This window comes from Priestia sp. AB (assembly GCF_028369225.1).
GTDB lineage: Bacteria > Bacillota > Bacilli > Bacillales > Bacillaceae_H > Priestia > Priestia megaterium.
On the sequence record NZ_JAQMYN010000003.1, the window covers coordinates 196,135 to 210,991 of the forward strand.

Genomic DNA, 14,857 nt, shown 5'->3' on the forward strand with positions numbered 1-14,857 from the left:
CCCAGTTTTATTGTTACAAGTTAGTTTATCCATGTTCGAAGAAACATATTTCTGATACTATAGAAAAAGTTAGATATGGTTTTACTAGAAAGGATGATGAATATGACAGAAAGACTTTATTATAGCAACCCCTATATAAAAACATGGGAAACTGAAGTGATAGAGACGCGCTCTCTTTCAAATGGCTACGCATTAACGTTAAAACAAACCGCTTTTTATCCAGAAGGAGGCGGACAGCCTTCTGACTACGGTAATATTGCAGGAATCGACGTAAAAGATGTGTATGAAGAAAATGGAGGAGTATATCATATCGTCGATACACTACCTGAACAAACGAACGTCACGTGTGAAATTGACTGGCAACGCCGCTTTGATCATATGCAGCAGCACAGCGGACAGCACTTACTTTCGGCTCTATTAATCGATACATATGATATTCACACCGTTAGCTTTCACTTAGGAAGCGAAGCAGTCTCTATCGATTTGAATGTACCTCAGTTATCTCATGAGCAGTTATTACATATTGAAAAAGTTGTAAATGAGGCTATTTACAGCAACCGTCACATTAAAACGTACGAAGTGACAAAAGAAGATCTGCATACTCTTGCGCTTCGCAAAGTGCCCGACCTAGAAGACGAAGTGGTACGCATCGTGGAAATTGAAGGCATTGATGTTTCTGCCTGCTGCGGTACTCATGTGAACCAAATTGGAGAGCTTGGCCTTATTAAACTTACGAAAACAGAAAAGCAGCGCGGCAATACACGCCTCTTTTTTAAATGCGGTATGCGTGCATTAGCTGATTATCAGCAGTCTCAAGAAATCGTGGCAGAACTTAGCAATAAATTCAGCACAAGCCGTGAATTAGTTGTAGAACGCATTAAAAAATTGGAGACTGAACAAAAAGAGCTGCAAAAACAACTAGAAGAATTAAAAAATGAAAATGCAGCTTATTTAGCAAGTGAATTAGAAGCCAAAAAAGAAGGTTCATTTCTATGCCATCACTTTGAAAACCGCACACTAAAAGATGTGCAAGCTTTGACGAAGCAGCTTCTTCAAACACCTGATACGACGCTTCTTTTTGCCTTTTCAAGTGATCAAAAAGTCTTACTGGCTCACAGCGGCAGTGAGGTAAAATGCGGAGAACTTTATAAAGAATTGCTTCCGCTTTACGATGGAAAAGGCGGCGGCGGACCAAAACAAGCTCAAGCCAGCTTTTCATCTTCTGAAAATATGAACGCATTTCTTAGCGCAGTAAAAGGAAAAATAACTGGAGCATAACATAAAGCCTGTCTTTAAAAAGACAGGCTTTTTCCACGCAATCAGCTTACTAAATAGCCAATTAATAATCCAATTGATAAAGTAAATCCAAAAAATGTATTTGTTTGCGCGGTTGCTTTCATTGCAATAAGCTCTCCGCGTACAAATGCTTGTACGGCTTGAATTGGCTTAGGTGCACTAAGAAACACTAAGAAAATCCAAGGACTAATATCGAAGAATACCACTAATGCAACGGTCCAAATATACGCAATGCCAAACAAAGCAGCTAAAAATCTAATCGCATTTTTAGAACCTAATAAAATGGCTAGCGTACGACGTCCGCCTTTTGTATCTTCTTCTATATCACGAATGTTGTTAGACAAATTAATCGCACCTACTAAAATCGCAATCGGAAGTGATACAAAGATGCTTTCAGACGTTACTGTATTCGTTTGAATAAAAAATGAAATCAATACGAACATCGCGCCCATGCAAAGACCTGAAAATAATTCTCCAAACGGCGTATACGCAATCGGAAGCGGTCCGCCCGTATACAAATAACCAATCGCCATACCTACTAATCCAACTAAAGCAAGCCACCAGCTGCTGTTTGCACATATATATACACCTAAAATAAGAGCAATTCCATAAGAAATCAGTGCTAAATTTAATACCGTTTTCGGTTTCATGCCGTGTCTGACGATGGCTCCTCCGATACCTACGGAGTCTTCTGTGTCTAACCCGCGTTTAAAATCATAGTACTCGTTAAATAAGTTCGTCGCAATTTGAATCCACAAACATGAAAAAAGCATCGCAAGAAACATCCAAACGTTCACATGGCCATAAAACATGGCTAGAACTGTTCCAATTAAAACCGGTACAAACGATGCTGTTAGCGTATGAGGACGGGTTAATTGCCACAAAATCTTCCCTTTACTGTACTGCTCGACTGCAGCTTTGTTTTCTTTGTTATGACTTGTCATCATCCTCTTCCCTTCTATTACGAACCGTATCTCTATTTAAAAGTGCTGCTTTTAATATAACGAATGATAGCAAACTTACTCTAATACAATACACGTCCGCCCAACAAAAAAATCACGGAACTCTTTAAAATATCAGTTCCACTCTATATCATAATAATTTATTCGTCTTTTTACAAGATGACCGCTTATACATTTCCGATTTTTTTCTACAAAAATCTGCTTTGACGCAGAAATTTATAGAAAAAAGATAAAAAGCCTATCCGAAAAATAAGATTGAAACATAAAGAAATGCATCCAATCTAAAGACAAATAAATGAGATACATGAGCTGAACCAATGTTACACCTCAGTTGATTTCCGTGTAAGACGTCGCTTTCTGCGTGGTCTCACCTGTTCCGCTTTTCCCACAGGAGTCTTTGCCTTGCCCTCCAATCAACTGCTAGAAGGAACGAAACACATGAAAGCTACCTTCACAATAAAAAAAGCCGAACCAATTGGATTCTCGATCAAAAATCCAAATCGTTCGGACCTTTCTTTAACTAAAATACGTTCGTAGAAGCCACTTTTTATCACTACATCTTAGTAATTAAAATCTTCGTCCCCATGTCTTCTGCGGAATCTTTTATGAAAACACGAATCGCATATCGCATGATCATGATTCCAAGGAAGGTCTTTAGAACACGCACTGCATGTTCTTTTAAATTTTTTCATATCTTTTCTTAATACGTTATGGATTTTATCGGTAAGCTCTTCTCGTACACGCTCCCAGTAAATAGCCTCTGGCCTTCTGTCCATTCGATATAAAAATAAAAGATGCAGGCCAATCGCCTTATAAGATAGCTCTAATTTTTCCAGTGAGCCTTCTATCATCCGTGGTTCAGGTAACTCTTCTCTGTTAACAATCGCATTCATGCTGGCAACCCACTGCTTTTTCAAGGAGTTTTCTTTTGCTGAAAACGGCAGCTGCAAGTAGCCGTATAAATCAACAATGGGCATTTTCGCCTCAATAAGCGTGTCTTTCACTTCCTCATAAAGCTCACGTTCTTGTGCCAGGTTTGATTTTTGTGTACCTTTTGGATTTTTAAATTTAGCCCACATGTCAAAAAACGTTCCGAGGTCATGATGATATTCTTTAAATCTTCTTAGCATATCTGAAGTAGGCGCAATTGAAAATTTGCTGATTTGCTCGTCTGTTGAAAATAACAGTTCTCTCATTTGTTTTGCATCTTTAGCGAATGCAACTTCTCCAACATTGTAGAGCCCCTTCCTTCCAGCACGACCTGCAATCTGCTTTAACTCTTGAGAAGTCAGCAATCTCCTCTTTTGCCCGTCAAACTTCATGTTTTCTAAAAGGACAATTCGTCTAATTGGAAGATTTAACCCCATTCCAATCGCATCTGTAGACACAATGACATTTGTTTCTCTATTAATGAACTGCTCAATTTGTTTTCTTCTCGTTTCAGGCGGCATACTTCCATAAATCACACTAACTTTGTGACCATCTTTTTCTAGCTTAGCCGCTGTCTGGAGCACTTTCTTACGCGAGAAAACAATTAAAGCATCTGCGGGTTTTACTTGTTCAATTTTAAACCTTCGAAGATCTACTTTTAAAGGTATATCTCTTTCATACTCATGAATTTCTGAGATCACACCGTCTAACATCTCTTCTAACATACTTCGAATACTTAAACTCCCGATCACATGAACTTGTTTGGCATTAGCTCGTGTGATGGCTTTATACCATGAAAACCCTCGGTCTCTGTCTTGAATCATTTGTGCTTCATCAATTACGGTTACATCGCCATGTTCTAATTCACTAAACATCTCTACGGTACCGGCCATATGCTGAGCGTCTTCAACAATCTTTTCTTCTTCACCTGTTTTTAACGAACAAGCGACTCCGTCTTTGTTCAGCTTTTCAAAAACTTCTAAAGCTAACAGGCGAAGCGGCGCTAAGTAATTACCCGAAGCAGCTTTTTTTAATGACTTTAATGCCGTATACGTTTTTCCTGTGTTTGTATCACCGAGATGAAGGATGTATTCCGTTTCTTTCCTTGGGTCCATTTCGTATTCGGCACCAAAAATATAATTTAACTGTCGCTGTTCTTCTTCAATCAGCTTTTTCTTTTCTTCACGTTCACGTTCTTGTTGTAATCGTCTTTCTTCAAGCTGCTGTTGATATCTCTCCTGATGCTCTTCGATCGTTAAGTTGTGATCTGAAACTTCTAGTACATCGGAAAGCTTTTCTTCTACAAGCATTCTTTTATATTCATAGACCAAATCCGATAAATCACTTCTAAGTGCTTTTATAATATCCATTCTTGTTACTGAAGCATTTGTATAGGATTTATATTCTTCTTTAAATGAAGCAGGAAGATCATCCATAATCATAGTTGGAATGATTTCGTAAATCTTATCGGTGATAAATACCTCGTATACATCTTCATACGTTTCGAACAAGATAATCGTTGAGTATCTGTCTAATTCTGAGCTTACGCCGCCGGTGAGCTCTTGAAAAAAGTCATTAACCGTTTCATAATCATGACGTGTTAAATCACCGTTTTTTATTAATTCATCTTCAAGTTCAGTATGCGGCGCATAGTTTTCAATATACTTTGAGTTTGTTTTAATGTCTTTTGACAGCTGATGTGAAAGCTGTTCTCTTATATGTAGGTAATACAGCTCTTTATTTGATTCCAAGATAGGAGCTGATTCTAAATTTAACTGTAATTGATATCTGGCTTTTCGATCATTAATACTTTGCTGTCGTTCCTTCTCTTTTCTTTCTTCTTCTTTTTTGGCAAATTCAGCTCTTGCTTCTCCGTATAAAGATAGCCACTCTGCTTTATTGCCATTTCCGTACTGCTCTTTTAACCAAGAAAAAGCATCAAACTCCATACCTTTTCTCGTTTCTTTAGCAAATAACTTATCTATAGCTTGAGGTTTATACCCTTTTATCTCAAAGCCTCTTTCTGTTAAATACGATTTTCTGTTTTTCTTAGATACAGAAGAAACAGCTATTTTTCTCCACGCAGTCCCCCAGGCTTTTTTAATAAAAGAATGCCTGTCTGTTAAATACGTCTCTAAATCCGGACATTTGTCTTGTTCACCTAGTACGCTTTTTATATCCTGTAGTAATGTATGTTTAGTTTTTTCAATGGCCCTGCTTTGAACAGCCTCTAATTCGAGCATAAAATTCTCCTTTGGAAAGTTTTCCTACATTTATTATAGGAAAGACCCCTGACAGAATCAAATACATGTTATTACTTTATGTTCGCTGGATTAAGAACCTCTCTTCTTCTGCTTTTACTTACTTTTCATCTATTTTTACATCTGCTTGCCTTATTATAGTAAAACACTCCTATATTCAACACAAAAAGCTCCTTTAAATGGGAGCTTTTTGATACTTTTTGATAATTCAGTTTATTTCAAACGTATATCAAGCATTTCTGTCAATTCCCTTTGAGTAAAGGATTGAGAGCTGTGAAAGTTTGGTTAACGATACATGCAAAACACCTGTAAATAAAAAAGCTAAGATCGTTGCGCCTGTGGCTAGCGGGTGAACGTACGTAAAATAGTAGGCAAATACAGCCCCCACTATGTAAGATACATACACATGAAGGTTAAAGCCTTTTGTATACCAGTACAGTTTATTTTGTTTTTCTAAAATAGCTGAAACGTCATAGTGTTTTCGGCGAATGATATAATAATCAACAAGAACAATCGCAATAATAGGAATAAATAATACGCCGATCATAAGCAAAAAGCTTTGAAAATTTGTCATCAACCACTCTTTTAATAAAGAACCCAGGACTGTGACAACTCCCATGGTTAGTGCCGGTATCCAGAACCTCTGCTTTGGAAAAATAGATAAATAAGACATTGTCGCGCTATACAGTACCATTACGTTAGTTGACAGCACCGATAAAAAAATTACGATGGCAGCTACTAACCCTAACAGCGGACTATATGCGCCAATTAAATTTACCGGGTCATACGTTTGCGTCATATTTCCGAGAATCGAAAAACCGGAAACCGTTGCCCCTAAACCCATCGCAATTAAAGTCGCCACGTTATAGCCTAAATAAGTTCCCGCAATTCCCGTTTTTTCAGATTTACAGTTTCGGTTATAATCGCAAACAATAGGAATCCACGTAAAAGCTGTAGCTACTACAATATCAAAAGCTAACATTCCTGTAATACCAGGATTTTCGCTTGCTTTCATTTGAATTAATTTTGCTGCATCAAATTCGATAAACAAATAGCTAAACACAACGGTTGCTAAAATGACCATAAGCGTAGCTACTAATTTTTCCGTTGCTTCAATGCCTTTGTGTCCGTATATAGAAATCGCTACTACTAGTACTTGAGTAAGAATTGTAAATAGATTGATATTGCTGTAACCCGTCAAAAAGGTAACGGCATGATTTAAACTTAGCCCTGCCATGTAGGCTTGAATCCATGCCCATCCTATTAATGTAATAAGATTAACAGCAGCAGGAAGCATAGCCCCTCTTTGCCCAAAAGCTGGTCTCATTAAAACCATGGTTGGAAGACCGGTGCGAGTTCCGATATTCCCCATCAACACGAGCGGTATAGCACCAACTAAAGAGCCAAGCACAATAATAAATAATGCCTTTAAAAATGTCATATCGGGTACAAACAGCATTCCGGTAAAAACGGTCGTTACTACCACGTTGGCTCCTATCCACATGGAAAATGTAGAGAAGAAGCCCATACTTCTTTTATTCATTGCAATCGGCTGCACATCATCATGGGCGAGACCACTTTTTGTTGTCATTTCTTTTCCACCTTTCACTTTTATTGATACCAATTAGCTCGAGCTAGCTTGGTATTTGTATTTACATGTTTTATTTCAGTAAAAGCAGCTAATCCTGATGGACCTAACTCCCGGCCAATGCCGCTTTCTTTAAAACCGCCCCACGCCGTTTCAATATGAGGCGTATGGTAGCCGTTGATCCAAATCGTTCCCGCTTGAAGCTGTTCAGCAACTCGCTCTGCTTTCTCTACATCATTCGTTAAAATTCCTGCAGCTAAACCAAATCTCGTGCCGTTGGCAAGTACTATAGCTTCTTCTTCACTTGAAAAAGATTGAACGGTAATGACGGGACCAAATATTTCTTCTTGTACGACTTTCATATGCTGCTCCACACCGACGAGCACAGCCGGCTTTATATAGTTTCCACCTTCGCAGTCAATTAACGTTCCTCCTGTTAATAAATTCGCGCCTTCTTCTTGACCTAGCTTGATAAAATCCTGTATTTTGTTCAGATGCTCCTTGCTAATAACCGGACCCATCTCCGTTTCTTCTCTTAACGGATTACCAATTTTTATAGTAGCAACAGCCTCCGTAAGAGCAGAAAGAAACGGCTTATAAATAGATTCATGTACGAGTATACGCGATGAAGCTACACACACTTGCCCTTGGTTAAAAAATGAGCCAAACATTGTCCAGTCTACTGCAATATCAATTTCACTGTCTTCAAAAATAAGAAGCGGAGATTTCCCTCCCAGTTCAAGCGAAACTCTTTTCATCTCTTTTGCGCACTGTTGATAAATACGTTTGCCTGTTTCTGATCCTCCTGTAAAAGAGACTTTGGCTACGTCTTTGTGTTCAACCAGTGCACTTCCCACTTCACCATCTCCTGTAAGTAAATTAAACACGCCTTCTGGTATACCAGCTTTTTTACATAGTGAAGCTAACTTTAAAAAAGAAAGCGGTGTTAATTCTGACGGCTTAAACACTACCGTGTTTCCAGCTGCTAATGCAGGAGCCAGCTTCCACATGCCAAGCAGCAAAGGAAAATTCCAAGGAACGATTAGCGCGCATACCCCAATAGGTTCTTGAATGATTTTACTGTTTGTGTCGTCGAACATGTTCTTTGTCCACGGCTGATTTTCTTCTATTAAATTTGCGTAATATCTTAAACAATTAATCGTATCTTCTATATCTAACTGCGCTTCTTTTATTGGTTTGCCTGTATTTAACGTTTCTGTTTCGGCAAATACATTCGCTTCATTTTCTAATAAATTTGCTAGTTTCGTAAGCACCTCTACACGCAGTGACTTATTTTTCTTCCATTCACTCTGCTCAAAAGCCTGCTTTGCTTTACCTACCGCTTCCTCTACTTGTTGAAGCGACGAATCAAACACTTCCGCTATGATCTTATTAGTCGCTGGGTTGATAATTTCTCTTTTTAATGTTTTTTCCTGTTTCTTATCTATTTTTACATTTGCTTGCCCGTTCATAGTCAAACACTCCCTATAGAGAACTTGTATATAAAAGTGGGAAGATAGTATTACCTTCCCACTTTTATCATCTTGCTTATATTTAGTCGCGTGCTTTCACTAACAGCGCTTCTTCTTCTTTTGCTTTTTTTCTTAACGCAATAAGCGTAATAAATTCATAGACAATGTTAGCGGCCCCCGCTGCTGTAATTTGACCATGATCATAAGCTGGCAGTACTTCCACTAAATCAAACCCAACAAAATCAATATTTGTTAAGCCCCGAACGAATTGAAGCGCATCGTCAATACTTGCACCTGAGACTTCAGGTGTTCCTGTTCCCGGTGCGTAAACTGGATCTAAAAAGTCAATGTCAAACGATAAAAACACAGGTCCTTCTCCTACACGCTCATGAATAATATCTAGCATTCTTTCAACGCCGATTTTTTTATATTCATTTGTCGTATACAGAGCTAGACCTAAGTTCTTTGCATCTTCTAAATCTTCAATGCCGTACAGACCGCCTCGCATACCGATTTGAATCGAACGCGACACGTCTATTAACCCCTCTTCAATTGCTCGTCTGAATACCGTACCGTGATTATATTTTTGTTCGAAATAGCTATCCCACGTATCAGAATGAGCATCAAACTGTAAAAGCGCTACCGGTCCGTGCTTTTTCGCAATGGCACGAAGTTCACCAAGCGTCATCGAATGATCACCGCCCAGTGAAATAGGAATAATTCCTTCATTCACAACCGGCGCTAGCCCTTCTTCAATTTTTTTATATGTTTCTAAAATATATCCGGGAACAACTGACAAATCCCCGTAGTCCACGCCTGAAATGTAATCAAAAATGTTAATCTTTTGTTCTGGGTTATACGGACGAAGCAAAATGGAGAAATCTCGAATAGCTTCCGGTCCAAAACGTGCTCCTGTTCGAAAAGACTGCCCTGAATCAAATGGAATACCCGTCACAATAAAATCCATCTCTGAATTTACTTGTTCTACATACGGAAGTCTCATAAATGTTCGAGGTCCGCAAAAACGCGGAGATTCAAATGAATTTTTCGGCTGATATTTTGGCATGGTTTATTCCTCCTAGTGGGTTTCATTCATTAGCGCGGCATCATTATTTTAGATACTAACGCTTTTTATTTAGATACTTTTTATTAATGCAAAATGCATGCCAATTTTTATAACCTTATTCCGCGCAATTGCGGACGATTTTTAATTCATAATAGAATCAAAACAAAAAAACTGATTCAGTATTGAATCAGTTAATTCATTTTGAATTAAAATCTCATTATTTTATATTGTACTTTCGTAAACGTCTTACGACCGTAGGCTGGCTGATTCCTAGTGCATTTGCCATTTCATACGTTGTTTGACACTGGCGATAAGCGCGAATCAGCCAGTTTTTCTCCACTTCTGCAAGTGCTTGCTGAAGCGTCATTCCCTGAGAGGTTAACGTGTCAAGAGACTCCCATTCTTCTTTTTCACTGCTGCTATTTTCCGAATAAAACGGGAGGTCTTGAGGCGAGATGCTGTTTTCATCTGTTGTTAACACGAGGCGTTCAATCGTATTTTCAAGCTCACGCACATTTCCAGGCCAATGATGTTCAACCAATAGATTTAATGCTTCTGCATGAAAAAATTTCTTCATTTTATATTTTTCATTTTGTTTATGCAACACGTGATAAAGCAGTGCCGCGACGTCTTCTTTTCGCTCGCGAAGCGGAGGAATTGTAATCGGAATAACGTGCAAGCGATAAAATAAATCTTCGCGAAATGTTCCTTTTTTGATCATTTCCTCAAGCGGCTGATTTGTTGCTACAATTAGCCTGAAGTTTACGTGGTTGGCTCGTTCACTTCCAATTTTGGTGACTGTTTTTTCTTGCAGCACTTTTAACAGCTTCACTTGCATATCAAGAGGGAGCTCTCCTACTTCATCTAAAAAAAGCGTGCCGTTATGAGCTAATTCAAACTTTCCTATTTTTCCTTTTGTACTTGCACCTGTAAAAGAGCCTGCTTCGTATCCAAACATTTCAGATTCAAACAAACTAGACGGAATGGCTCCGCAGTTAATTTCAATAAACGGCTCTTCTTTTCGTTCACTTCCATAGTGTAAAGCACGCGCAAAAGCCGTTTTACCTACACCCGATTCACCTAGCAACACAACCGTTGCATCGCTGTCTGCCACGCGATTAATAATAGACCATACCTTTTTCATCGATTCACTTCGTATGACCATATCATTTGACTGCTGTTCCCGAAGCTCTTCCACTTCTAGCTGATATGTTTTCATTTTCACTTCGAGCTGCTGATAATCTTCTTTTAAGCGCTGAAGCTCTGTTAAATCATGTGAAAAACTGATGACTCTTTTCATGCACTGATTTTCGTCATACACGGGAATCCCGGTTGCCATTACCACTTTACCCGTTTCTGTTTTTTGCATCAGCTGTACTTCTTTCTTTTTCTTTAGCACTTCAATCGTAACGGAAGGTGAAAATATCCCGCGTTTTTGCAATTCGTAGACAGTTTGTCCGACTAAGTTTGACACATCATGCCCATATATATCACGGCAGTTTTGACTCGCTCGTAAAATACACCCTTTTTCGTCAGTGATGACGATATTGTCGTGAGAAGCATGCAAAATAGCTTCAATTTCCCGTTCAATCATTCCCATTCATTCCTCCTTTTCATTTAATCTGGTTTTTCTAACATTTATATCTTTTATTTTATCAGTAAACTCCCTTATTCAACACAAAAAGCTCCTTTAATAGGAGCTTTTTGTTTAAGATAGCTGCTTCATTTTTTGTTTGAATAACGCTATTTTAATCATAAAATAAGTGATGTTTTCAGGTAATTCTTCTTTGATTGGTTTTAACTTTTCATCGCCTACTGAGGAAGCAGCTTCTAAAATAAGCTGTTCGTCCTCCTCTGAAAGAAAAGGTGACCAGTCAATTTCTTTTTCTTCTTCTGCGCATTTAAACAAATGATTTTCAATGGTAATGCGGCTCAATTCACGTTCTGCGGCAATTTCATCTAACGATTTCCCTTGCTGAAACAGCTCATACGTCATTAAGTGAGAGCCTTCTTTTGATGACGCTCTTGCTTTTTTCGGAGCAGGCGCTGATACTTCTCGCTTTCGCTCCGGATTTTCTTCACAAAACTGTTTGATTTCAGTCGTGAATCGTTCTCCGTACCGCTCTTGTTTTTGTTCTCCGACTCCTTTTACAGTGGCGAACTGTTCAAGCGTTACCGGAAGTTTTGCACACATATCATGAAGAGTATCGTCTGAGAAAATAACAAAAGGAGGCACGCCGGCTTCGTCTGCCAGCTGCTTTCGAACGGAACGCAAATGAGCAAACAGCTCGTCGTCTTGGACAATTTGCTTCACTTCCATTTGTTCTTTTCTCATTACTTTTTCCGTGCCAAGAAGCACACCTTTTCCTTTGGCCGCTACTGATAAGGTAGGAAATGATCCTTGTCCTACTAAAATAAACTGCTCTGAAATCAAATACTCAATAAAATCGCTTACTTCTTTAGCCGACCGATCGCTCATGACGCCGTACGTTTTCAGCTTATCAAAACCAAAATCCACTACTTTTTTATTTCGAGAACCCGTTAATACTTGAGCAATCATCATTTTACCGAAACGTTCGCCCATACGAATCATACAAGATAATACTTTTTGCGTATCGACCGTTACATCTATTTCGACACGATCATCCGTACAGTTGCTGCAGCGGCCGCACTCATGCGCTTCACTTTCTCCAAAATAATGAAGGATATACGCCTGCAAACAGCCTTCTGTATGACAGTAGTTCACCATACTTTGCAGCTTTTCAAGATCTTGAATCTGCTTTTTAGGATTCGACGTTGACTGTTCAATTAAAAAGCGCTGCACGCGAATATCTTGAGGTGAATAAAGCACGATACACTCACTTGGAAGTCCGTCACGACCAGCACGTCCTGCTTCTTGATAATAGCTTTCCATATTTTTCGGAAGCTGATAGTGAAGAACAAAGCGAATATTCGATTTATCAATCCCCATTCCGAAGGCAGACGTGGCTATCATTACCTGAACATCATCTTGCAGAAAACGGTTCTGCTCTTCATCACGGCTGTTTGCGTTCATACCAGCATGGTATTTTGATACGTTAACTCCTGACTTTTGCAACCTAGCATGAAGCTCTTCAACATCTTTACGCGTAGCGGCATAGATGATTCCTGCTTCTTGGTCATTTTTACGGATATACTGCTCGATATAGCTGATTCGATCCTGGCCTTTTACCACAGCGAACGATAAATTTTCACGTTCAAACCCAGTCATCACCGTGTACTCTTCGTTAATACGAAGAGCTCGGCAAATATCTTCACGTACTTGAGGCGTCGCCGTAGCCGTCAGCCCCATCACAATCGGAGCGTTAGACAGCTTGCTGATCAGTTCATTGATGCGCAAATAACTCGGTCTAAAATCATGGCCCCACTGTGAAATACAGTGCGCTTCATCTACCGCTACAAGCGGGATAGGAAGCATTTGAAGCTGCTCTAAAAACTGCGGAGACTCCAGTCGTTCCGGCGCTACATAAAGCAACTTATATTCGCCAAGCGCCACTTCTTCTAAGCGCTGCTGCACCTCCGTGTGCGTCAGCGAGCTGTTAATATACGTGGCTGGAATACCAGCTGCGTTCAACGTGTCCACTTGGTCTTTCATCAAGGAAATCAACGGAGAAATAACCAGTGTTGTTCCTTCTAAAAGCAACGAAGGAATCTGATAACAAAGCGACTTCCCTCCTCCTGTTGGCATAATACAAGCGGTATTGTGCCCTTCTAAAACATAACGAATCGACTCTTCCTGTCCTTTTCGAAACGAATCATAGCCAAAATAGGACTGTAAATGTGTTACAGCTTGTTCAAATTGCAAAATAGCGTCCTCCTTTAAAATAAGTAGAAATAGTAGTTGAGGGATTATTAATCGAGGATAAACATTACAACTGCTCTTCCTATTCTAACAAAAAATTAGCTGCTGTGTTATTTCTAGCATAACTTGACACAAAATATATGTAATGCAAAAAGCAAGTACTTTACAAAGACACTTGCTTTTTACAGTTTAGAATATTTTCTTTTGAAAAGGTTCTATTAAATAAGGCTTATATAAATTTTCATTTTCTTTATACTGACTCAAGATATCATCATAATTAGTTTCAATATATGCCACCCGGTTAAGGACATCTTTTTCTAAGGTTAGAGAATCGGGCGACACCACACATTTTTCTAAACCAAGAGAATACGCTAAGTCAAACACTTTAAAACGATACCCTAGCGCCACACACGGAACACCCGCTGCTAAAGATAAAATATTTGCATGAAGCTTAAAGTTAATCGTCATAGTATAACGAGATAAAATAGTCATCAGCTCTTGTTCTTTATACAGCTTTTCATCAAACATTACATGTTCTGGATCGTTAATTTTATCAAACAGTCTCTGACACGAATCTTTATCACTTCCCCATACAAGATAGATAGCTATTTTGTACCCTTGTTGAATCAGTTTTTTACACGCGCTTGCTAGTGCGTCTTCGACTGCTAGCTCATTTCCTCCATATAAACGGTTATACGTGGTTCCCCAGTTTACTCCAATAATTTTTTCTTTTTTATCGACCACACTATTAGCATTTAACAACAAGCCAGGATCTCAAATAATACGTATTTTTTCAGAATCGACTCCTATTACTTCTAATGCTTTTTTAGCAAGCGGTCCTCTTATCCCTGCAAAAGACACGTGATTAAAAACATCTTTCATTAGCTCTCCATCTTTTTCAGTAAAAAGCTTACGTAAAGAAATGTTTTCTCCTGCCAGCATTTTATCCAGCTGTTCTTTTTCAACCCAGTCCATTCCGCTTCCCCAAATTAAAATATCTTTTCCTAAATCAGCTGCTTTTTGCAAGACCTGAAGATAACCAGGAAGTAATAAAGAGCCCCCTCCTAAAACTACCGTATCGTAAGGCTCTACATTTTTAAAATCAACTCCTGGAAAAGACGGAGTGATTTCAATTTCTTCTTCACTGTAATACTGTTCGCTCAGCTCTTTAAATACATGCCAAAGCAGTTCGTCTCCTAAATCCCCAAAACCAATCCAGCCTATATCCAGCACTTTTTTCATGTTGTATCATCCTTTAGTTTATCAAGATATAACTCTATTAATTCTTCCGTTACTTTTGTTACGTCAAATTTATTTAAAACCCACTCTCTCAGTTGCAAAAGTCTCGTCGCATTTTTCTGAAAAAGATTTTTATTAATTCCTATCACATTTCTTTCCCTCTTATGTAATAAGAGGGCTTTTTTTATTTCTTATGTAACCC

At 38.8% G+C, this 14,857-nt stretch carries 9 protein-coding genes and 1 pseudogene; 1 reads left to right on the forward strand and 9 read right to left on the reverse strand.

Annotation, left to right across the window (positions count from 1 at the left end; all coding sequences use genetic code 11):
* Window positions 1–102: 102 nt before the first annotated feature.
* On the forward strand, window positions 103–1,278 hold the full coding sequence (locus tag POF52_RS10675) for an alanyl-tRNA editing protein (protein ID WP_271992523.1): 1,176 nt from the start codon (window positions 103–105) through the stop codon (window positions 1,276–1,278).
* A gap of 41 nt (window positions 1,279–1,319) precedes the next feature.
* Here POF52_RS10675 and POF52_RS10680 read toward each other — a convergent pair whose 3' ends face one another.
* The 9 genes and pseudogenes from POF52_RS10680 to POF52_RS10720 all read right to left on the reverse strand — a co-directional run bounded on the left by POF52_RS10680 (window position 1,320) and on the right by POF52_RS10720 (window position 14,804).
* A complete protein-coding gene (locus POF52_RS10680; protein WP_025752322.1) occupies window positions 1,320–2,240 on the reverse strand; it encodes a 1,4-dihydroxy-2-naphthoate polyprenyltransferase in 921 nt (306 codons plus the stop codon).
* Between the two features lie 578 nt (window positions 2,241–2,818).
* Window positions 2,819–5,431, reverse strand: a complete 2,613-nt coding sequence (locus POF52_RS10685; RefSeq protein WP_271992525.1) for a helicase-related protein — start codon at window positions 5,429–5,431, stop codon at window positions 2,819–2,821.
* 247 nt (window positions 5,432–5,678) lie between these two features.
* On the reverse strand, window positions 5,679–7,040 hold the full coding sequence (locus POF52_RS10690; RefSeq protein ID WP_271992527.1) for a purine-cytosine permease family protein: 1,362 nt from the start codon (window positions 7,038–7,040) through the stop codon (window positions 5,679–5,681).
* A gap of 20 nt (window positions 7,041–7,060) precedes the next feature.
* Entirely contained in the window at window positions 7,061–8,509 is a 1,449-nt protein-coding gene (locus tag POF52_RS10695; RefSeq protein WP_271992529.1) for an aldehyde dehydrogenase family protein, read from the reverse strand.
* 82 nt (window positions 8,510–8,591) lie between these two features.
* Window positions 8,592–9,575 carry an agmatinase gene (gene speB / locus POF52_RS10700; protein WP_271992531.1) on the reverse strand — a complete coding sequence of 328 codons (984 nt, stop codon included), beginning with the start codon at window positions 9,573–9,575 and terminating at the stop codon, window positions 8,592–8,594.
* Window positions 9,576–9,792: 217 nt separating this feature from the next.
* The gene (locus tag POF52_RS10705; protein WP_271992533.1) at window positions 9,793–11,175 is read right to left on the reverse strand and encodes a sigma-54 interaction domain-containing protein; all 1,383 of its coding nucleotides are present in this window, start codon (window positions 11,173–11,175) and stop codon (window positions 9,793–9,795) included.
* Between the two features lie 108 nt (window positions 11,176–11,283).
* Complete coding sequence (recQ, locus tag POF52_RS10710) at window positions 11,284–13,419, reverse strand: DNA helicase RecQ (RefSeq protein ID WP_271992535.1); 2,136 nt, start codon at window positions 13,417–13,419, stop codon at window positions 11,284–11,286.
* Between the two features lie 186 nt (window positions 13,420–13,605).
* Window positions 13,606–14,658: pseudogene (locus POF52_RS10715) on the reverse strand (polysaccharide pyruvyl transferase family protein).
* Window positions 14,655–14,804: a hypothetical protein gene (locus POF52_RS10720; protein ID WP_176584676.1), complete on the reverse strand. Its 150-nt coding sequence runs from the start codon at window positions 14,802–14,804 to the stop codon at window positions 14,655–14,657. Before POF52_RS10720 ends, POF52_RS10715 begins: the two are co-directional and overlap by 4 nt.
* Window positions 14,805–14,857 lie beyond the last annotated feature (53 nt).

Bases quoted from the DNA above. Each gene is read 5' to 3' on its own strand.
- POF52_RS10705 (WP_271992533.1), bottom strand. From the start codon at position 11,175: ATGGGAATGATTGAACGGGAAATTGAAGCTATTTTGCATGCTTCTCAC.
- POF52_RS10690 (WP_271992527.1), bottom strand. From the start codon at position 7,040: ATGACAACAAAAAGTGGTCTCGCCCATGATGATGTGCAGCCGATTGCA.
- speB (WP_271992531.1), bottom strand. From the start codon at position 9,575: ATGCCAAAATATCAGCCGAAAAATTCATTTGAATCTCCGCGTTTTTGC.
- POF52_RS10695 (WP_271992529.1), bottom strand. From the start codon at position 8,509: ATGAACGGGCAAGCAAATGTAAAAATAGATAAGAAACAGGAAAAAACA.
- POF52_RS10680 (WP_025752322.1), bottom strand. From the start codon at position 2,240: ATGACAAGTCATAACAAAGAAAACAAAGCTGCAGTCGAGCAGTACAGT.
- POF52_RS10675 (WP_271992523.1), top strand. From the start codon at position 103: ATGACAGAAAGACTTTATTATAGCAACCCCTATATAAAAACATGGGAA.
- POF52_RS10685 (WP_271992525.1), bottom strand. From the start codon at position 5,431: ATGCTCGAATTAGAGGCTGTTCAAAGCAGGGCCATTGAAAAAACTAAA.